Source organism: Moellerella wisconsensis (genome assembly GCF_022592395.1).
In the GTDB taxonomy this organism is placed as follows: domain Bacteria; phylum Pseudomonadota; class Gammaproteobacteria; order Enterobacterales; family Enterobacteriaceae; genus Moellerella; species Moellerella wisconsensis.
Genome location: NZ_CP093242.1, coordinates 263,776 through 283,017, shown reverse-complemented (window position 1 = coordinate 283,017; position 19,242 = coordinate 263,776). Strand labels below are relative to the sequence as shown.

The window sequence follows — 19,242 nt, the reverse complement described above, 5'->3', positions numbered from 1 at the left end:
AACAATAGTCGTGAGTGATGATAAGCGCTAAAAATAGTTACCTGTGACGTTAAAACTCCCCTGCGCCGACGTCAAGCAGTTGCTCGCAAGAGAGTCTGTTTTATCACAAACTTTAAATAAAATAACAAATTTTTCGTCTTTTACTTAAGAATAATTATTCCTGATCAATAATTAATTAGTCTAGATATTGGCAAGGTATTTATTTCTAACTAGGTTAGTAGCCTGATTACTATGTGGTTAATATATGGTTAATATATGGTTAATATGCTATTAATTTGATTAATGTTTGTGCTAACTTAATTTTAAAATAACGCGAATGTAAAAGCGGTTTATCTTAGGCTGGCTATTTAGACTAAATAACAAAAAACCGAGCTCAAAAGCTCGGTTAATTTTTAGTGGCCTCGATTCAATCTAAATCTAGACCTTATTCAATCAGTGCTCAGCGTAAGTACAGAATTGACTAAACTCTCGCTGATTCAACCACCAACTGATTATTTACCGGCAGGTTTAATATCTAATAATTCAACATCAAAAATCAGCGTTGAATTAGCGGGAATACCAGGCACACCGGCTTCACCATAAGCTAATTCAGGTGGAATGACTAACTGCATTTTGCCACCTTTTTTCAGATGCTGCATACCTTCGGTCCAGCCTTTAATTACTGAATTTAAAGGAATAGTTAGCGGTTCTTTTCGTGCGTATGAGCTATCAAACTCAGTGCCGTCAATCAAAGATCCTTTATAGTGAACAACCACGGTATCTTTATCTGTAGGTTTAGCGCCATTGCCATCTTTTTCGATTTTATACAGCAGACCACTTTTAGTTTTTTCTACGCCTTTCTCTTTGGCGTATTTCGCACGATATTCATCGCCTTTTTTAGCGTTAGCAGTAGATTCTTCACTGATTTTCTTCTCAGCGGCTGCTTTTACTTGGCCTTCAAATTCACGCAATGTTTTTTCGACTTCTTCATCGCTCATTTTGCTTTTATTATTGAAAGCATCCTGAACACCCGCCAGCAATTGTGCTTTATCCAGGTTAATGCCAATGGATTGTTGTTCATTCAACGAATTTTCCATGTAGCGGCCTAATGATGCGCCCAATGCATAAGCGTTACGCTCTGCGGAATTTTTAAATACAGCCGTTCCTTGGGCATCTGCTTTAGTTTCAGCAGCCATAACCTGAGGAGCACCCAGTGTCATTGCTAAGGTTGTTGCCAACAGGGTGGCTTTAAACAGTGATTTCATCCTAATCTCCAATATTTATATTGTCTGCTATGCCCTTAATTATCCGAGATACCATAAATCAGCAGAGCCAACGACTACATTCTGCTAAGCTTACCCAGCAATTCTGCGGCTCAATGCCAAGAGTGCAAAATAATGTAATGGCTCATGTATTGCTAATATCACATATTACTCATTTTACGGTAACTCAATTGATAACAGGCATATTCGCCACAATACTCTAGCATAGTAAAAAATAACTCTCTGTGCGGTTTGCACTTTTATCGGTGCAATTTACACTTTGAATAAATGAGTTAATAGCTAATGTTAAAATCATCAATTGGACAACAGTAACAAAAAGAGGTTTCAACGCCTATGCTTTTAAATAAAACTTATCTGTTGATTTGTAATGTTTAGTTAAAATAGCCACAAATTTATGCGGAAATTATGCAGAAAGTATTTTAAAAGGGGAAAACAATGGATTTACAGCAATATGAACAACGATTAGAAGAGCTCGAAAGTAAAGTTGCGTTCCAAGAAATTACGATTGAGGAGCTTAATCAGATAGTGACTGAACAACAGTTAACATTAGGCCGGATGCAAGAACATTTACGCTTAGTGACTGAACGACTGAAAGCCTCACAAGCATCGAACCTTGCACGCCCAGAAGAAGAAACCCCACCTCCGCATTATTAATCTGCCGGAAGGTATCGCAACAGAAAATAATATGATGCCAAATTGATAAAAGTTATTGCTTGGCGCAAATAAATTAAAGGCCTGAACATATGTTTAGGCCTTTAATTAATAACTGAGCTTATTACTTATAAATCAACATATAACGATACAAATGAATCGTTCGCCATAATAATTTAAAGCAAAAACTTAGCTATGGCAGGTAAATTAGTGGCAACCACAACCGCCGTGGCCTTGGCCTTTACCTTCGCCACCGCCGCAGCAGCCGCTTTCTTCATGCTCGTGATGACCACCGCCACAGCAACCACCTTCGTGGTCATGGTCGTGACCATGATCATGGCCGTTTGCACCGTGTGCATGACCGTGAGCCAATTCTTCTTCAGTTGCTTCACGGATAGCCATGATTTCAACGTTGAATTTTAAGTTTTGGCCTGCCAGCATATGGTTACCATCAACGATAACTTCATCGCCTTCAACGCCTGTAATTTCAACAGGAACTGGGCCCATATCAGTATCAGCTAAAAAGCGCATACCGACTTCAAGTTCTTCAACGCCCATGAATACATCTTTAGGTACACGTTGAACCAGATTGTCATCATACTGGCCATATGCATCATCAGAAGCAACTTCAACGTCGAAACGTTCGCCCGCTTCACGGCCTTCTAATGCTTTCTCTAAACCTGAGATCAAAGAACCACGGCCATGTAAATAGTCGAGTGGCGCATTTGCCGGCGACTCATCAACTAACACACCGTCTTCTGTTCTTACTTGATAAGCCAAGCTAACTACCAAGTCTTTTGCTACTTTCATGACATCTCCTACATACCCGTGGGGCGAAAAATTTCCAAGATTGTACCGGAAAACAAAACATCTGTATTGAGAATTGACAAAAATATGCATTATTCCGGTGTAAACAATCCAATAATTTGCTCAGATTTTTTTATCTTTCCGGATTGTGCTTCATCAGCTTGACGTTGTTGATGTCCACACTCAACACATTCAACGACATCAACCTTATTTTCACGCCACATCATCAAGGTATCTTGTAATTTGCATTGTGGGCACACGGCCCCGGCAATAAACCGTTTACGTATTGTAGGCATCAATTCATGACCTTTTATTTGTCTTCATTCCAACCCTGAGGTTGTCGGCGTTCTCTTTTTAGCTCTTTCTCAAACAATTCATTGAGCTCTCTTCGCGCCTCTTTAATCCGTGACACACGATTCACTTCACCTTCACTTTCAGGAATAATTTCGCGCAGTCCCTGCATGTCCAAACGGCGGAAATGTTGCTTAGCACGATAAGCTTGATGTGGATGCATTCCCGTACTAACTAACGCTTTACTGCCCAGCTCTAATGCGCTAGAAAATGTTTCACGGCTAAAATCAGTCACCCCACGCTGCAATAATTCATGTGCCTCAACCCGGCCTTTAGCCCGTGCAATAATATGCAGATGAGGGAAATGTACCTGACAAAGCTCAACAATTTCGATCACTTCTTCAGGGACATCACTGGTTATTACGATAGACTTAGCATTTTCAGCACCCGCAGCACGCAGTAATTGTAAATCCCGTGCATCACCATAATAGACGCGATAGCCATAACGACGCATGGTGGTTATCGCAGAAACATCCTGCTCCAATACCGTGATTTTGACTTTATTCGCCATCAATAAGCGACCGATAACCTGCCCCATACGGCCAAAACCGACTAAAATAACATTCGGATTATTATCTTCAACATACGGTTGTTCATCTGATGTGCTTTGTCGATTATATCGGCGATTGAGAATCGCATCTATCAGCTGCATCACAAGTGGCGTCGTCATCATCGAAATAGTCACCACCACGAGCAACAGATCCATTTGCTGACCACTAATTACTTGGCTACCAAACGCGGCAGAAAATACGACGAAAGCAAATTCTCCCCCTTGGCTGAGCACACCAGAGAACTGCAAACGAGCTCCACTGCGTAATTGAGCCATCATGCCGAGGGCGTACAGTACCAGAGCCTTAACCGCAACTAAAATCACTACGCCCAGTAAGACTTGTGGCAAATACTGCCACAATACACTTAAATTAAGTGACATCCCTACTGAGATAAAAAATAACCCGAGCAGCAGCCCTTTAAACGGTTCAATCGTGATTTCTAACTCATGACGGAATTCGGTATCCGCTAACATCACACCTGCGATAAAGGTACCTAACGCCATAGAAAAACCAAGGCTTTCCATAACCATTGCAGATCCCAACACGACCAACAGAGAAGCTGCGGTAAAAATTTCATGCACGCCAGATTTAGCCGCTAATCTAAACAGTGGGCGTAATAAATAGCGCCCAACAAACCATAATCCACCAAATGCGACAACTTTCAGCCCGATTCGATACCAATCGCTAGAACCTGTTTCACCGGCTAATAACGGGATTACAGCCAAGATAGGGATCACCGCCATATCTTGAAATAACAAAACGGAGAAACCGAGCTGCCCACTTTCTTTATCGGACATCCCTTTTTCATCCATCAATTGCAATGCCATCGCCGTGGATGACATTGCCATACCTAAACCACCAACAATTGCCGACTGCCAAGAAAAATCCGCTAATATCAATAATCCGCTCATGATGCTGGCGGTAATGATAACCTGCCCAGCCCCAACGCCAAAAATAGAATGTCGTAAAGCCCATAACTTGGCTGGCTTGAGTTCTAATCCAATCAAAAACATCAAGAAAACTACACCTAACTCAGAAAAATGCAGAATATCGTCAACGTTATGGATAAAACCTAGTACAAAAGGACCAATCAAAATCCCGGCCAATAAATAACCAAGAACAGCACCCAGACGAATTTTCTGGGCGATGGGAACCATGATGACCCCAGCACATAAAAAAATAATAATTGAGTCGACTAAATTTAATTCTCCCATTAGGACACACCTCCTGCATCGAGGGGGTGTTGTAGCCAGCGCCGATACGCATCGCAGTAGCCATCAAAGCCCTCTTTTGATTGTTGACGCGCAGCATAAATAACAATCGGTTCTAGCCACTGCATTTCACACATAGCTGCCGTTAATTCAAACGGACGCAGTAATTCATTGATAGCAAAGCGATTATAACCATCGGGCTGATAAGCTTCCTTAGGTTCACCGGTGGTTATCACCGAACGCCAATATTTACCCTTTAGTCTTTGTTCGCCAATATCTGCCGCAAAACGCCGAGTAAGAACGCGGTCAAACCACTCTTTTAATAATGAAGGGCAGCTATAGGTGTACAAAGGGTGCTGAAAAACAATAAATTGATGTTCACAAAGCCGCTGTTGCTCTCGAGTCACATCAATAAAATTATCTGGATACGCGCCATAAAGATCATGAATAGTGACATGCTCAAGATCACTAATTGCGGCTAATAAAGTACGGTTAGCTACCGAATGATAAGGCTCTGGATGGGCGTATAATATTAAAACTTTTGGTGGTTGTGACATTTTTGCTTCCTCAAAGGCGTGTCAGACGGGCGAATTTCCGTTACCATGCTGCCAGCAAAACGGTGGGTGATTTTTAAACCCTATACCTTGAATAGTTCAAAGTGCGGGAAAGCTACAAACCGAAATATCGTAATTCATTTATAGGTTAGTTATTGAATAACTTAGTCATTATCGATATCAGAAAGTGGTTTCAACGGTTACAATACGTCTGCAATTTGAAGTATGATGAGTATGTAATTTAACATATATCTAAATAAACGGCTCCTATGATTGTCTTCTCTTCATTACAAATTCGCCGTGGTGTGCGTGTCCTACTGGATAATGCATCTGCCACGATTAACCCCGGTCAAAAAGTAGGACTAGTGGGTAAAAATGGTTGTGGAAAATCAACACTGCTCGCCTTATTAAAGGGTGAACTTCAAGCTGAAGCAGGCACATTCAGCTATCCTAGCTCATGGGCGCTAGCTTGGGTTAACCAAGAAACGCCAGCATTAGATGTTCCTGCCATTGAATATGTTATTGATGGAGATAGAGAATATCGTCAGTTAGAACAAAATTTACGTGAAGCCAATGAACGCAATGATGGCCATGCTATCGCGGTTCTACACGGACAGTTAGATGCTATTGATGCATGGACGGTTCGCTCCCGTGCTTCGAGCTTATTGCATGGGCTAGGCTTTTCACAAAACCAATTATTAGAACCGGTAAAAGCATTCTCGGGAGGCTGGCGTATGCGCCTTAACCTCGCCCAAGCTTTATTATGTCGCTCTGATTTACTGTTATTGGACGAACCAACTAACCACTTAGATTTAGATGCGGTTATTTGGTTAGAAAAATGGCTGAAGAGTTACCCGGGAACGCTGATCCTGATCTCGCATGATAGAGACTTTTTAGACCCAATTATCGATAAAGTCCTGCATATTGAACAAGAATCGATGTTTGAATATACCGGAAATTATTCCTCATTTGAGCGTCAACGAGCAACCAAATTAGCCCAGCAACAGGCGCTGTTTGAGAGCCAACAAGTTCGAGCGGCACATTTGCAACATTATATTGACCGCTTCCGTGCACAGGCGACTAAGGCCAAGCAAGCGCAGAGCCGGATCAAAATGTTAGAAAAAATGGAAATGGTATCACCAGCTCATGTTGATAATCCGTTCCATTTTTCATTCCGTAAGCCCGAAAGCCTGCCAAATCCCTTACTTAAAATGGAAAAAGTCAGCGCAGGATACGGTGATAAAACCATTCTTAATTCAATTAAACTGAATTTAGTGCCGGGTTCACGGATTGGACTGCTGGGGCGAAATGGTGCCGGTAAATCTACCTTAATTAAATTACTGGCGGGCGATCTACAACCTCTTCATGGGGTTATTTCGCTAGCTAAAGGAATTAAGCTCGGTTACTTCGCTCAGCATCAATTAGAATTTTTACGGGCCGATGAATCGCCCCTGCAACATTTGGCTCGGATTGCCCCCCAAGAAACTGAGCAAAAATTACGAGATTATCTTGGCGGATTTGGCTTTCAGGGCGATCTTATCAATGATGCCAGTGGACGTTTTTCTGGCGGAGAGAAAGCTCGTTTAGTCTTAGCTTTACTGGTTTGGCAACGCCCGAATTTATTATTGCTCGATGAGCCAACTAACCATCTTGATCTGGATATGCGCCAAGCATTAACCGAGGCATTAATTGATTTTGATGGCGCGTTAGTGGTGGTCTCGCATGATAGACATTTATTGCGTTCAACCACGGATGAACTGTATCTAGTGCATGGCGGCATGGTAGAACCGTTTGATGGCGATCTGGAGGATTACCAGCAATGGCTGGCCGAACAGAATAAATTAGAACAACAACAAGCCCGTGATGAACAAGACAAAGATAAAGTCGCCACCACGGCAACCGTTACGGCTCAAGATAGAAAAGAGCAAAAAAGACGCGAAGCTGAATTTCGTCAGCAGACTCAACCTATCAGAAAAAAACTGACATCGCTGGAAAAGCAGATGGAAAAATATACTCAGCAATTGGCAGAATGCGAGGCTAAACTGGCCGATAGCTCAATTTATGAAGCCGGCAATAAAACCTTGTTAACTGAGTGTTTGAAGCAGCAGACAGAAATAAAATCTGCTCTAGACGACGTTGAAATGGAATGGATGGAGCTTCAAGAACAGCTGGAATCAATGACTAATCAATTAAACGAGACGTCAATTTAATATTCCACGTTCATTTTACACATAATCGAACCATCCCTATGAGCTTATCTAGGGATGGTATTTTTAATCGAAAATTCATCCTAACCGATACCAATTAAATTAATCTCTTGCTAGTTATTCATCATCAATGCTCTAGTCATCAAGGCTGTTGATGGTTAATCGTGCATTCATTACCAAATTCTTAGCCAGTTCTTCTCGCCGCTGCAATAACGCCATAAACAATAAATCGGTTAACGTATTTTGTGCCGTACGCGAGGATATCGATGAGCTACGCCACTCATTTTCTTCAGCCACACTTTCTAGAACGTAATCAGCGATTTTCGCCAAAGGTGACTGCTTATTTTGTGTAATCGCAATAATGGTCGCTCCCTGTTTTTTGGCCACCGATGCCGCAGCGCACATATCTTTTCTACGCCCAGTAAATGAAATAACAATTTGTACATCCTGCGTATTCAGGGTTAAAGCCGCTGCAATTTGCACATGGTGATCCGCCTCAACCAAGGTGGTAATTCCAATTTTTTGTAATTTATAACCTAAATCTTTGGCTGTTAGCCCAGAGCCACCAATTCCAACAATTTGTACTCGATGCGCCACATTAATTTTACTCACAATCTTTTCAAACAGACTAAAAGAAATTCGCTGGGTCGTTTCGGTAATCGAATAATTTTTTTCCTGCGCCAACTTTTGTGCCATCACCATCAACGAATCATCACTAGTAATATGGTTATGTAGCGCCCCCTGAGGATGATCAAACACCGCCTGTTTACGCCCAAGCTCTTCGCTAATCGCTAATTTTAAAGCCGGAAAACCTTTTAGGCCCATCTTTTGGCTGAATTTAATAATCGCCGATTGGCTAACATTCATCTGCTCAGCTAATTGTAGCGAAGACAATTCGATAACTTTTTCAGGGCAGTTAATAATATATTCAGCAATTTTTTGCTGATTATCGGCTAACTGGGGTAAGCGCCAAATAATTTCTGTCAAAATTGACATGAATAACCTCAATTAAAAATAAATACTAAATTATTCCACAGTTAAAATAGGTATTAATTAATTAAACATATTATTTATCAATAGAATAATTCAAATTTGGCACATGATTATCGTGCAATTATTCCTTATTATTTACGATAAGGAATAGATAAGGTTGTGATTACTGTCACACTAAAAGAATAAATAATTCCTTACTATCGCCGCAATATTACGCATTAGGAGCAACAAATGGCAATCGATCTGAGCAAAATGGTGACAGAAAGTCGTAATCCGGCCAGTGAGAATATTGATCAACTTTCAACGCTGGATATGCTGAAAGTGATTAATCAAGAAGATAAAAAAGTGCCACTCGCGGTAGAGTGTATTCTGCCGAACATCGCCCAACTGGTTGATAAAGTTGCAGAGGCTTTTCACCAAGGCGGACGACTAATCTACAGTGGTGCAGGCACATCTGGCCGCTTAGGAATTTTGGACGCTAGTGAATGCCCGCCAACTTTCGGTACACCACATGAACAAGTTATTGGTCTCATTGCAGGCGGCCACCAAGCAATCTTACGTGCTGTAGAAAATGCCGAAGATAACCGCGAGCTGGGTCAAGCTGACTTAGAAAAGATTGGGTTTAATCAACGCGATATTTTAGTTGGTATCGCTGCAAGTGGACGCACACCTTATGTTTTAGGCGCGATGGACTATGCTCGCTCAGTGGGGGCAACCGTTGCCGCTATCAGCTGTAATCCAGATAGCCCAATGGCACAACAAGCCGATATTCCACTCACGATTATCGTCGGACCTGAAGTTGTTACTGGCTCATCACGCATGAAAGCAGGCACCGGACAAAAATTAGTTCTCAATATGATAACCACGGGTGCCATGATCAAAATGGGCAAAGTGTTCGGTAATTTAATGGTCGATGTTGAAGCCACCAATGCCAAGCTGATCGAACGCCAAACGCGCATTGTTATGGAAGCAACCGAGTGCGATCGTGAAACCGCAGAACAGGCCTTACAACAATGTGAACGCCACTGTAAAACTGCGATTGTCATGATCCTCACCGGGCTAAATGCACAACAAGCGAAACATTTACTATCCGATAATCACGGTTTTATTCGCTCAGCGCTCAGCGCAGACCAACAGTAAAATCCGACAATCATCCGCGGTGAGGAATATCATGGCGAAAATAACTAATGAAATGTTATTGCAGATCTTACAAGCAATAGGCGGCGCAAATAACGTCAAGCAGTGCGGTAACTGTATGACCCGCCTGCGCTTAACGCTACAAAATGAACAATATGTTGATAAAGCAGCGATTAAGCAAATTGACGGCGTGCTTGGCGTGATTGAAAGCGACCAACAATTACAAATTGTCTTAGGCCCAGGAAAAGCTCAAACCGCGGCTGAAATGATGAATCAACTATTGGAAACAGCTTCGCAAGATGATGCGCCAATAACCGAACAAAATCAGGATCTAAACTCTTTAGCTTCAACCAATAAACAGCAACTAAAACAGAAACAAACCACCGCAGTTCACCGTTTCTTATCAAAATTTGCGACTATTTTTACACCACTGATCCCTGGTTTTATTGCCGCAGGATTATTATTAGGTATCGCCACCCTTATCAAGCAAAGTGTTTACCCTCAGGGATTACCCGACGATCCTGCGGCTCATGGCCATCTTGTGCATTTGATCCTCTATATGTCGATTTTTGCCAAAGGATTATTTAGTTTCCTAGGAATTTTAATCGGTTACAACGCACAAAAAGCTTTTGGTGGCAGTGGCGTTAACGGTGCCATTATTGCCTCAATCTTTATGCTGGGCTATAACCCGGAAATCGCCAGTGGCGTATTCTCCGGCATGAGCACCTTTTTTGGTTTAGAGATAGACCCTCGCGGCAATATTATCGGGATTTTAATTGCCTGTATTTTCGGAGCATGGGTAGAAAAACAGGTCAGAAAAATTATCCCGGGCAATCTCGACATGATTTTAACCTCCACGCTCACTCTATTGATTGTCGGGGCAGTAACCTATGTTGCAATTATGCCTATCGGTAGTTGGTTATTCAGTGGAATGTCATGGTTATTTATGCATCTCAACAGTAACCCGTTTGGCACCGCGATACTGGCTGGGTTATTCTTAATTGCCGTTATGTTTGGTGTACATCAAGGGTTTATTCCGGTATATCTGGCTTTAGTTGATGCTCAAGGCTTTAACTCACTGTTCCCAATTTTAGCCATGGCTGGCGGTGGACAAGTCGGAGCGGCTATCGCTCTATACGTCAAAGCCAAAAAAAATTCGTTGCTGCGTAACCAAATTCGCGGGGCAATTATTCCTGGTTTCTTAGGTATTGCTGAACCACTGATTTATGGCGTCACATTACCGCGTGTTAAACCGTTTATTACCGCTTGTCTTGGCGGTGCAGCAGGGGGATTCTTTATTGGCCTTGTTGCTTGGATGGGGCTACCGATGGGACTAAATACCGTATTTGGTCCATCAGGCTTAGTTGCTATTCCATTGATGACCTCAGCCAGTGGTGTTTTTGCCGCAATGAGCGTGTATGTCATCGGGTTATTAATCGCGTATTTATGTGGCTTTATTTTCACGTATTTCTTTGGCAGTAAAAATACCGATTTAACCTAATATCGTGATAACAGAGAAGGAACAATAAATAAGGTTCCTTCTCTATCACCGACACTATTCTAGCCAAATTAATGGTACACACAGCGCAGTAAATAATCCCATCATAATATTAAAAACAAACCATGCTTGGCGGCTTCGAAGAAAACGGCCGATTAATGCACCACTTGCCATCCAAATTAACCCTGCCACCAAATTTACACTGATCATCGCAATGCTCATGACCACAATCGATGAAAAGAATTGATCGCCTGCTAAGCTATAACTACCCACTGCGCCTAATCCCATCAACCATGCTTTAGGATTCAAAAACTGCAATAATCCGCCCTGATACCAAGTCACAGGCCGCGATAGATTTGATTCTGTTTTAACTGGAGCATAATTTGCACTGGCTGTTTTCCACGCTAACCACAGTAAATAAACACTGCCTGCAATTTTCATCAATAAATGCAGCGCGGGATAAATCAATAATAAGGCCGCAACGCCAAAAGCCGATAAATACAGAATAGATTGCATTCCTAACATAATACCCACGAGTAACATTAAGGTTCGGCGAAAACCATAATTAGCCGCGGATGAGGTTAATAACACGTTATTCGGTCCCGGTGTAATTGCAGCAATAAATAAAAACGTAAGCAGAGAAAAAATTAGCCCGATAGTCATGTATAATCCTTATTCTATTGTGCATATACCGGACATACCTCAAGATGTGGGTATATTTGCTATTATAGCTTCGCGGCTCATCACCGCGCGCGATAAGAGCGGTCATCTGTCCGCTATTATTAAAGCAATAAATGACATTGCAAAATGCGTAATAAATAGGCCGGATCAAACATCAGCGAACCGGATATCATCAACAGTGTTTGCCCCTTTCTTAAGTACGCTATGGGAAACAATGCTTGCATGATTTAAAAATAACAGTATGTTATCCGCCTCACAAGAGCGCTAATAATTTAAATTAAAAATGTTATGCCAGAGAATTTTCGCCCGATAAACTGGGCTAAAAACCCACATTTACAGACACTTTTACCCCGAATTTTTAGACGGACGCCAAACATTAAACCCGTTTGGCAACGCCTTGAACTTCCGGATGGCGATTTTATCGATCTCGCATGGAGTGAGCCGCCTGTTGATGCGATTAACAAACCACGCTTAGTCATTTTCCATGGACTTGAGGGCAGTTTTAACAGCCCTTACGCACACGGTATGCTAGAAACAGCTCAAAAACATGGCTGGCTGGGGGTGATCATGCATTTTCGTGGCTGCAGTGGAGAGCCAAATCGCCAACAACGGATTTACCACTCTGGAGAAACTAGCGATGCGCGCTATTTTTTACATTGGCTAACCAAAACTTTTGGTAAAGCGCCAACTGCGGCTGTCGGATATTCACTCGGTGGTAATATGCTCGCGTGCTATTTAGCGGAAGCAGGCAATCAAGCCGAATTAGATGCTGCCGTCGTTGTTTCTGCACCATTAATGCTGGAAGCCTGTTCCCTGCGAATGGAAAAAGGCGTTTCACGCTTTTATCAACGCTATTTATTAAACGGGCTTAAACGCAATGCAACGCGCAAATTAGTCCGTTATCCGGGATCATTACCGCTTAATTTAATTCAATTAAAGAAATTAAAGAAAATCAGAGATTTTGATGATGTGATCACCGCTAAAATTCATGGTTTTTGCGATGCCGATGATTATTATCGCCGTTGTAGCGCCCTTCCTCGGTTACCACAAATCACCAAACCAACATTAATTATTCATGCTAAAGACGATCCTTTTATGGCACCAGAAGTAGTACCTAATTTAGCGTTATTACCTGATAACATTGAATATCAAATGACTGAGCATGGTGGGCATGTGGGATTTGTTAGTGGTACATTCAAGCGCCCAGAAATGTGGTTAGAACAGCGCATTCCACAATGGTTATCTCCTTATTTGGATAAAAAATAATTATGATTATTCCATGGCAAGATATCGCAGCTGATACGCTAGAAAGTTTGATAGAAAGTTTTGTTTTGCGCGAAGGTACTGATTATGGTGCACAAGAAAAATCGCTCGAACAGAAAGTGAATGATGTAAAACGGCAGTTAGCCGCAGGAGAAATTGTGTTAGTCTGGTCAGAATTGCATGAATCGGTTAATTTTATGCCGAAAGATCAATTTCGCCCGTAATTATTCACAGCACTCTGTCACTGTCTAATCACCGATTTTACCGATAGAGCAACCTGTGGAAGCGTAACAGGGAGTCTCCATTAATGTCGCAAAAACACCCAATTATTGCCGTCACTGGTTCAAGTGGTGCTGGTACAACCTCAACTAGCGTAGCTTTCCGTAAAATATTCAATCAATTAAATATCAGCGCTGCTTCAATTGAAGGTGATAGTTTTCACCATTATACGCGACCTGAAATGGATATGGCCATCCGCAAAGCCCGTGAGCAAGGCCGCCATATCAGCTATTTTGGCCCTGAAGCTAATGATTTTTCGTTACTGGAACAAACCTTAGTTGATTATGCTAAAACGGGCACTGGCCGCAGTCGAAAATATCTACATACCTACGATGAAGCCGTCCCTTATGGCTTGCAGCCGGGAATTTTCACGCCATGGGAACCATTGCCCGACAATACGGATATTCTTTTTTATGAGGGCCTACATGGCGGTATTGTAACGCCGGAGCATAATGTAGCACAGCACGTTGATCTATTAGTTGGGGTCGTACCAATTGTTAACTTGGAATGGATTCAGAAATTAATTCGTGACACGACAGAACGGGGTCATTCTCGAGAAGCAGTGATGGATTCAGTGGTGCGCTCAATGGGGGATTATATTAATTTCATTACTCCCCAATTTTCTCGCACTCATATCAACTTTCAACGTGTTCCGACAGTCGATACCTCCAATCCATTTGAAGCCCAAGCCATTCCTTCACAGGATGAAAGTTTTATTGTAATCCGCTTTAATGGCTTATCACATATTGATTTTCCATACTTATTATCGATGATCAACGGATCTTTTATATCAGCAATGAACACTATTGTTGTTCCGGGCGGTAAATTAAGCTTAGCAATGGAATTAATAATGACGCCATTAGTCGAAAAATTAATAAGTGGTAAGAAATAATAATTAAATTGATGCCCTCTTTTATTAAAAACAGTTTATTGTTGATAATTTATTGTGATGGGCATCAAACTTTAAAAAAGTTTAGTAAAAATAAAATTTATTTTAGATTTCTAATTTCAAAACTGTGAGTTACTTTTACCGCTTTTTCTAACATCATAGAAACAGAACAATATTTATCAGCAGAAAGTTTTACTGCTCGTTCAACCATTTTATCGTTTAAGTCATTACCGGAAACAATAAAATGAAGATTAATATAAGTAAAATAACGTGGTATTTCTTCACGACGCTCAGAAGTTAATTTAACTTCACAATCAGTCACTTCATTGCGTCCCTTTTTTAAAATAGATACCACATCAATCGCGCTACATCCGCCAACCGCCATTAAAACCATTTCCATTGGGCTAGGTGCTTTATCTCCAGAATTACCATCCATCATTAATTGATGGCCTGATGCTGACTCACCTAAAAAAGAAAGACCTTCAACCCACTTAACTCTTGCTTCCATGATAATACTCCGCCATATAAATTGATTTTATATTAACTAAAAGACTACCCTTTCATATAATCGCTGGCAATCTGATTACAGATTTATTAAGCTGAAACGAGACAACCAAGACTTTCAGTAATTAATATGTTAAAAATATAAACTGCTAAAACGGGGTAAGATCAATACCGAACAGTATAGTTAAATATATTATATGATTAATATTAACTTGCCTCATTGGGCTTATTAATATGTTAAGCTACTGACTTTAAGCTAACCCACTCAATAAAATTATATTTATCGAGTTAGCTGCAATAACATACAGAGGATAACGCGAATGATTCTCGGCAAGCCACAAACAGACCCGACTCTTGAATGGTTTTTGTCACACTGCCATATTCATAAATATCCATCCAAGAGCACACTGATCCATCAGGGTGAGAAAGCAGAAACACTTTATTATATTGTAAAAGGTTCTGTGGCTGTTTTAATTAAAGATGAAGAAGGCAAAGAGATGATCCTCTCCTATTTAAATCAGGGAGATTTCATCGGTGAGCTTGGGTTATTTGAAGAAGGGCAGGAGCGCTCAGCATGGGTACGTGCCAAAAGTGCTTGTGAAGTTGCTGAAATTTCGTATAAAAAGTTCCGTCAATTAATTCAGGTTAATCCTGATATTTTGATGCGCTTATCAGCACAAATGGCAAGCCGTCTGCAAACCACGTCAGAGAAAGTAGGTAACTTAGCTTTCTTAGACGTAACTGGCCGTATTGCGCAGACACTACTAAGTTTAGCCAAACAACCTGACGCTATGACCCATCCTGATGGTATGCAAATTAAAATTACCCGTCAGGAAATCGGCCAGATCGTGGGATGTTCCCGTGAAACCGTCGGCCGCATTTTAAAAATGCTGGAAGACCAAAACCTGATTTCTGCGCATGGAAAAACAATTGTGGTCTACGGAACACGATAAACATATTCAATGCCCAGTAATACCCGTGTATTAGAACATTCTGTAATACAGACTGTAGTACAAAATGTAGTACAAAATATGCGTGATAAAACATTACGATTTATCACGTTACAAATCGCCATTGAGCTGCGCGTATAAAATTAATTGTTCAATCTACGCCATAGCAAATCAATCGGTGTCAGAGATAAACCAGTGCTTATCATCACGATAGCACTGGTTTATTGTCAAATAACAAATATTTGCATTTTTATGCAATTAAACCTGCAATTGCCAGCTCCAATTTTTTCATGCCTTCTGTAATATCTTCAGTAGGAATAATCAGTGATGGTGTAAAACGTAGAACGTTTTGCCCGGCATTTAGCATCATTACGCCTTCATGGGCGCAAGCTTGTAATATCTCTTTCGATTTATTTTTCAATGGCCCAGTTAATTCCGCGCCAATTAATAAACCTAAGCCTCGGATCTCATCAAATACGGCATATTTGCTATTAATCTCGTGTAGATAATTAATAAATAACTGGCGGCGAACTTCAACGCCCTGTAAAACGTCAGGCGTATTAATAATATCAAAAGCCGCATTACCTACTGCGCAGGCCAATGGGTTTCCACCATACGTTGTTCCGTGAGTTCCTGGCCCCATCGCTTGTGCTATTTCTGCGGTAGTTAACATAGCACTAATCGGGAAGCCACCACCTAACGCTTTAGCTGTGGTCAAAATATCTGGAGTAATACCATAATGCATATAAGAGAACAATTTACCTGTCCGTCCCATACCACTTTGAACTTCATCAAAAACTAATAGCGCTTGATTTTCATCGCACAACTTACGAACACCCTGCATAAACTCAGTAGTTGCAGCAATAACCCCACCCTCACCTTGCACTGGCTCTAACACTACAGCACAAGTATGATCATCAATTACCGCTTTTAATGCCGCTAAATCATTAAACGGAACATGAACAATATCCGCAGGTTTAGGGCCGAATCCATCAGCATATTTTGGCTGGCCACCCACGGAAACTGTAAACAGTGTGCGCCCGTGAAACCCTTGTTTAAAGGCAATAATTTTTGTTTTATACGGATTGTGTTTAGTGATCGCATAATGGCGTGCCAACTTAAAAGCCGCTTCATTAGCTTCTGCGCCCGAGTTGGCAAAAAATACTTTTTCAGCAAAAGTGGCAGAAATTAATTTTTGCGCCAACGTTAACGCAGGTTCGTTAGTAAAAATATTACTAACATGCCATAATTTTTCGCTCTGCCGTTGAATAGCTTGGGTCAGCGCTGGATGACAATGTCCTAAAGCTAGCACAGCAATACCACCGGCAAAATCAATATATTGCTTACCTTGTTGATCCCAAACTCGGCTACCTTGCCCTTTAACTGGAATAAACTCAGCGGGTGAATAGATAGGCAACATAACCTGATCATAGGTTTGCCGATTTACTAAATTTGCTGTTCCTACCACTGATTCTGTCATAGCGCTCACCTAAATAGCCCTTAGCTAAACTGTATTGTTTATCTCAAATGAAAATATAATCATTAAATATGAATAAAAAATCAATAAAGGGCAACTAATAAATCAATAAAGTAAGATTTAATTGAACATAGGGGGGCTTATAGGAAGTGAACAACAGAGAACAAATAGAGAATTTTGCCATTGTTCATTGATTAAGGGCAGCCAATGAACTAAAAGCCATAGGCTGCACTACTTAGCATGAAGATAAATTTAATTAGTATTTAAGAAAATTACTTAATAATAGGTGGCCCTGTTCACTTAAAATACTTTCAGGGTGAAACTGTACGCCTTCGATAGGCAAGGTTTTATGGCGAATGCCCATAATCTCATCGATATCACCGTTATTTAACGACCAAGCTGTAACCTCAAATGCAGCAGGTAATGTCTCCGCCGCAACCACCAAGGAATGGTAACGAGTCACCGTTAATGGCCGGTTAAGTCCTTTAAATACACCCTGTTGATTATGGTGGATAGCCGATGTCTTACCGTGCATAACTTCACGTGCCTGAACTACCGATGCACCAAAAGCTTGCCCAATCGCTTGATGACCAAGGCAAATTCCAAGAATCGGGATTTCACCAGCAAAGTGTTTAATCACTTCCAGAGAAATTCCTGCCTCATTAGGCGTGCAAGGACCGGGTGAAATAACGATGTGTGTAGGTGCAAGTTGTTCAATATCTACAAGAGTAATTTCATCATTACGCTTAACAACCACTTCTACATCTAGCTCACAAAAATACTGATATAGGTTATAAGTAAATGAATCGTAATTATCAATAAGTAACAGCATATTAGCCTATCCGACTGATTTTTTATCATTATTTTAGTGGCCACTGACATGAAATAACGGCTCTGTCAATTAGGCGACCGGCTAAAAATGGCCAGAAATTATTATAAGGCGGCTATCATAGCACAGCCTGACGAGGAAAATAGCCCATTTAAATCAATGATACTATTTTTCACTGAATAAAAACTTCATGTAAATCATATGGCTATATATTACAAAATTATAACAACGTGACTATAACGGCCCCGATCATAGAAAAAATTCAACAAATCAAACCGTTATTGTTCGATAAACTTTAATCTATTTTCAAGATGAACGAAAAATAGAGAAAACATGAGATTAATAAGTTAATAAATAAAACGGTGAATAACAAAAGCAAGAAAAAACAGAGAAATGGACAAAAATAATATTCAACAGCAGATGAGATATTACCTTCACCTGCTGACTAAAATAATTTAATAAAAATTAAGGTTTTTTAACCACTTGAGCAGAAATAATGGTTATTGGTTCAACGGGAACATTTTGATATGGACCAACATTTTCAGTTTTCACTTTAGCTATTTTATCAACCACATCCATACCTTTAACCACTTTGCCAAATACAGCATAGCCAAAGTCGCGCTGGCCATGATCTAAGAAGGCATTATCCGCAATATTGATAAAAAATTGGCTGGTAGCACTATCTTTACTGGTAGTTCGCGCCATAGCAACGGTTCCACGCAAATTACGCAAACCATTATCGGCCTCATTTTTAATCGGAGCTCGGGTTTGTTTCTGTTGTAATTCTTTATTAAATCCACCGCCTTGGATCATAAACCCTGGGATCACTCGATGAAACGTCGTACCGTTATAATACCCCTCATTGACATATTGCATAAAATTATCAGTAGTCACTGGCGCTTTTTTATCATTTAATTCTAATTCAATGTCACCCGCAGACGTAACTAACTTCACATAAGTCTCACCTGCTGCAACCGCCATAGAAGAAACACTAATAGCACAGACCGCCAGTAAAGGCATAAAAATACGTTTTAACATTAAAGATCCCTTTATTATTACCCAATAATCTATTAATCAACTAATTCTAGAGCGAGGCTAAAAATATTGTCGAAGATTTACCTTTATTTACGCCATTTACGCCAAAAAGC

Annotated in this window: 20 protein-coding genes; 9 read left to right on the top strand and 11 right to left on the bottom strand. The window is 40.8% G+C overall.

The annotated features are described in order from the left end of the window. Positions 1–491 precede the first annotated feature (491 nt). A complete protein-coding gene (fkpA, locus tag MNY66_RS01185; RefSeq protein WP_047255316.1) occupies positions 492–1,244 on the bottom strand; it encodes an FKBP-type peptidyl-prolyl cis-trans isomerase in 753 nt (250 codons plus the stop codon). A 453-nt stretch (positions 1,245–1,697) separates the two neighbouring features. On the opposite strand from fkpA, the gene MNY66_RS01180 reads away from it, so the two are divergent. Beyond that, on the top strand, positions 1,698–1,916 hold the full coding sequence (locus tag MNY66_RS01180; RefSeq protein WP_047255317.1) for a SlyX family protein: 219 nt from the start codon (positions 1,698–1,700) through the stop codon (positions 1,914–1,916). A 204-nt stretch (positions 1,917–2,120) separates the two neighbouring features. Here MNY66_RS01180 and slyD read toward each other — a convergent pair whose 3' ends face one another. From slyD to kefG, 4 genes are all read right to left on the bottom strand, one after another. Beyond that, positions 2,121–2,723, bottom strand: a complete 603-nt coding sequence (slyD, locus tag MNY66_RS01175; RefSeq protein ID WP_047255318.1) for a peptidylprolyl isomerase — start codon at positions 2,721–2,723, stop codon at positions 2,121–2,123. A gap of 89 nt (positions 2,724–2,812) precedes the next feature. Continuing rightward, positions 2,813–3,016 (bottom strand): YheV family putative zinc ribbon protein, encoded by a 204-nt coding sequence (locus MNY66_RS01170; protein WP_047255319.1) that lies wholly within the window; start codon positions 3,014–3,016, stop codon positions 2,813–2,815. Between the two features lie 14 nt (positions 3,017–3,030). Beyond that, entirely contained in the window at positions 3,031–4,836 is a 1,806-nt protein-coding gene (gene kefB, locus MNY66_RS01165; RefSeq protein WP_047255320.1) for a glutathione-regulated potassium-efflux system protein KefB, read from the bottom strand. After that, positions 4,836–5,390: a glutathione-regulated potassium-efflux system ancillary protein KefG gene (gene kefG / locus MNY66_RS01160; RefSeq protein WP_047255321.1), complete on the bottom strand. Its 555-nt coding sequence runs from the start codon at positions 5,388–5,390 to the stop codon at positions 4,836–4,838. Before kefG ends, kefB begins: the two co-directional genes overlap by 1 nt. A 266-nt stretch (positions 5,391–5,656) precedes the next feature. On the opposite strand from kefG, the gene MNY66_RS01155 reads away from it, so the two are divergent. Beyond that, a complete protein-coding gene (locus MNY66_RS01155; RefSeq protein ID WP_241501269.1) occupies positions 5,657–7,597 on the top strand; it encodes an ABC transporter ATP-binding protein in 1,941 nt (646 codons plus the stop codon). 132 nt (positions 7,598–7,729) lie between these two features. Here the strand turns inward: MNY66_RS01155 and MNY66_RS01150 are convergent, their stop codons facing one another. Then, positions 7,730–8,590 carry a MurR/RpiR family transcriptional regulator gene (locus tag MNY66_RS01150; protein WP_047255323.1) on the bottom strand — a complete coding sequence of 287 codons (861 nt, stop codon included), beginning with the start codon at positions 8,588–8,590 and terminating at the stop codon, positions 7,730–7,732. 228 nt (positions 8,591–8,818) lie between these two features. Between MNY66_RS01150 and murQ the strand changes: the two genes are divergently transcribed. Together murQ and murP are read left to right on the top strand one after the other, a co-directional pair. After that, positions 8,819–9,727 carry an N-acetylmuramic acid 6-phosphate etherase gene (murQ, locus tag MNY66_RS01145; protein WP_047255324.1) on the top strand — a complete coding sequence of 303 codons (909 nt, stop codon included), beginning with the start codon at positions 8,819–8,821 and terminating at the stop codon, positions 9,725–9,727. Between the two features lie 31 nt (positions 9,728–9,758). After that, entirely contained in the window at positions 9,759–11,225 is a 1,467-nt protein-coding gene (murP, locus tag MNY66_RS01140; RefSeq protein ID WP_241501268.1) for a PTS N-acetylmuramic acid transporter subunit IIBC, read from the top strand. A 54-nt stretch (positions 11,226–11,279) separates the two neighbouring features. Here the strand turns inward: murP and MNY66_RS01135 are convergent, their stop codons facing one another. Next, positions 11,280–11,885 (bottom strand): LysE family translocator, encoded by a 606-nt coding sequence (locus MNY66_RS01135; RefSeq protein ID WP_241501267.1) that lies wholly within the window; start codon positions 11,883–11,885, stop codon positions 11,280–11,282. A gap of 306 nt (positions 11,886–12,191) precedes the next feature. Between MNY66_RS01135 and MNY66_RS01130 the strand changes: the two genes are divergently transcribed. From MNY66_RS01130 to MNY66_RS01120, 3 genes are all read left to right on the top strand, one after another. After that, entirely contained in the window at positions 12,192–13,169 is a 978-nt protein-coding gene (locus tag MNY66_RS01130; protein ID WP_047255328.1) for a hydrolase, read from the top strand. Positions 13,170–13,171: 2 nt separating this feature from the next. Further along, positions 13,172–13,390 (top strand): YheU family protein, encoded by a 219-nt coding sequence (locus MNY66_RS01125; protein ID WP_047255329.1) that lies wholly within the window; start codon positions 13,172–13,174, stop codon positions 13,388–13,390. 83 nt (positions 13,391–13,473) lie between these two features. Next, positions 13,474–14,337 (top strand): phosphoribulokinase, encoded by an 864-nt coding sequence (locus tag MNY66_RS01120; protein WP_047255330.1) that lies wholly within the window; start codon positions 13,474–13,476, stop codon positions 14,335–14,337. A 97-nt stretch (positions 14,338–14,434) separates the two neighbouring features. Here MNY66_RS01120 and MNY66_RS01115 read toward each other — a convergent pair whose 3' ends face one another. Then, a complete protein-coding gene (locus MNY66_RS01115) occupies positions 14,435–14,842 on the bottom strand; it encodes an OsmC family protein (RefSeq protein ID WP_047255331.1) in 408 nt (135 codons plus the stop codon). Between the two features lie 316 nt (positions 14,843–15,158). Between MNY66_RS01115 and crp the strand changes: the two genes are divergently transcribed. Then, positions 15,159–15,791 carry a cAMP-activated global transcriptional regulator CRP gene (gene crp, locus MNY66_RS01110; protein ID WP_047255332.1) on the top strand — a complete coding sequence of 211 codons (633 nt, stop codon included), beginning with the start codon at positions 15,159–15,161 and terminating at the stop codon, positions 15,789–15,791. A 9-nt stretch (positions 15,792–15,800) separates the two neighbouring features. Then, positions 15,801–15,929 carry a hypothetical protein gene (locus MNY66_RS17925; protein ID WP_269430890.1) on the top strand — a complete coding sequence of 43 codons (129 nt, stop codon included), beginning with the start codon at positions 15,801–15,803 and terminating at the stop codon, positions 15,927–15,929. Between the two features lie 109 nt (positions 15,930–16,038). Here MNY66_RS17925 and argD read toward each other — a convergent pair whose 3' ends face one another. The 3 genes from argD to ppiA all read right to left on the bottom strand — a co-directional run bounded on the left by argD (position 16,039) and on the right by ppiA (position 19,132). Next, entirely contained in the window at positions 16,039–17,268 is a 1,230-nt protein-coding gene (gene argD / locus MNY66_RS01105) for a bifunctional acetylornithine/succinyldiaminopimelate transaminase (protein WP_047255333.1), read from the bottom strand. A 253-nt stretch (positions 17,269–17,521) separates the two neighbouring features. Next, positions 17,522–18,097 carry an aminodeoxychorismate synthase component II gene (locus tag MNY66_RS01100; RefSeq protein ID WP_047255334.1) on the bottom strand — a complete coding sequence of 192 codons (576 nt, stop codon included), beginning with the start codon at positions 18,095–18,097 and terminating at the stop codon, positions 17,522–17,524. A 462-nt stretch (positions 18,098–18,559) separates the two neighbouring features. Continuing rightward, entirely contained in the window at positions 18,560–19,132 is a 573-nt protein-coding gene (gene ppiA / locus MNY66_RS01095; RefSeq protein WP_047255335.1) for a peptidylprolyl isomerase A, read from the bottom strand. Positions 19,133–19,242: the final 110 nt, after the last annotated feature.

Excerpts from the sequence above, each read along its gene's own strand:
- MNY66_RS17925 (WP_269430890.1), top strand. The coding sequence starts at position 15,801 with ATGCCCAGTAATACCCGTGTATTAGAACATTCTGTAATACAGACTGTA.
- argD (WP_047255333.1), bottom strand. The coding sequence starts at position 17,268 with ATGACAGAATCAGTGGTAGGAACAGCAAATTTAGTAAATCGGCAAACC.
- MNY66_RS01170 (WP_047255319.1), bottom strand. The coding sequence starts at position 3,016 with ATGCCTACAATACGTAAACGGTTTATTGCCGGGGCCGTGTGCCCACAA.
- MNY66_RS01135 (WP_241501267.1), bottom strand. The coding sequence starts at position 11,885 with ATGACTATCGGGCTAATTTTTTCTCTGCTTACGTTTTTATTTATTGCT.
- MNY66_RS01155 (WP_241501269.1), top strand. The coding sequence starts at position 5,657 with ATGATTGTCTTCTCTTCATTACAAATTCGCCGTGGTGTGCGTGTCCTA.
- MNY66_RS01120 (WP_047255330.1), top strand. The coding sequence starts at position 13,474 with ATGTCGCAAAAACACCCAATTATTGCCGTCACTGGTTCAAGTGGTGCT.
- slyD (WP_047255318.1), bottom strand. The coding sequence starts at position 2,723 with ATGAAAGTAGCAAAAGACTTGGTAGTTAGCTTGGCTTATCAAGTAAGA.
- crp (WP_047255332.1), top strand. The coding sequence starts at position 15,159 with ATGATTCTCGGCAAGCCACAAACAGACCCGACTCTTGAATGGTTTTTG.
- murP (WP_241501268.1), top strand. The coding sequence starts at position 9,759 with ATGGCGAAAATAACTAATGAAATGTTATTGCAGATCTTACAAGCAATA.
- MNY66_RS01130 (WP_047255328.1), top strand. The coding sequence starts at position 12,192 with ATGCCAGAGAATTTTCGCCCGATAAACTGGGCTAAAAACCCACATTTA.
- kefG (WP_047255321.1), bottom strand. The coding sequence starts at position 5,390 with ATGTCACAACCACCAAAAGTTTTAATATTATACGCCCATCCAGAGCCT.
- murQ (WP_047255324.1), top strand. The coding sequence starts at position 8,819 with ATGGCAATCGATCTGAGCAAAATGGTGACAGAAAGTCGTAATCCGGCC.
- MNY66_RS01115 (WP_047255331.1), bottom strand. The coding sequence starts at position 14,842 with ATGGAAGCAAGAGTTAAGTGGGTTGAAGGTCTTTCTTTTTTAGGTGAG.
- ppiA (WP_047255335.1), bottom strand. The coding sequence starts at position 19,132 with ATGTTAAAACGTATTTTTATGCCTTTACTGGCGGTCTGTGCTATTAGT.
- MNY66_RS01125 (WP_047255329.1), top strand. The coding sequence starts at position 13,172 with ATGATTATTCCATGGCAAGATATCGCAGCTGATACGCTAGAAAGTTTG.
- MNY66_RS01150 (WP_047255323.1), bottom strand. The coding sequence starts at position 8,590 with ATGTCAATTTTGACAGAAATTATTTGGCGCTTACCCCAGTTAGCCGAT.
- kefB (WP_047255320.1), bottom strand. The coding sequence starts at position 4,836 with ATGGGAGAATTAAATTTAGTCGACTCAATTATTATTTTTTTATGTGCT.
- fkpA (WP_047255316.1), bottom strand. The coding sequence starts at position 1,244 with ATGAAATCACTGTTTAAAGCCACCCTGTTGGCAACAACCTTAGCAATG.
- MNY66_RS01100 (WP_047255334.1), bottom strand. The coding sequence starts at position 18,097 with ATGCTGTTACTTATTGATAATTACGATTCATTTACTTATAACCTATAT.
- MNY66_RS01180 (WP_047255317.1), top strand. The coding sequence starts at position 1,698 with ATGGATTTACAGCAATATGAACAACGATTAGAAGAGCTCGAAAGTAAA.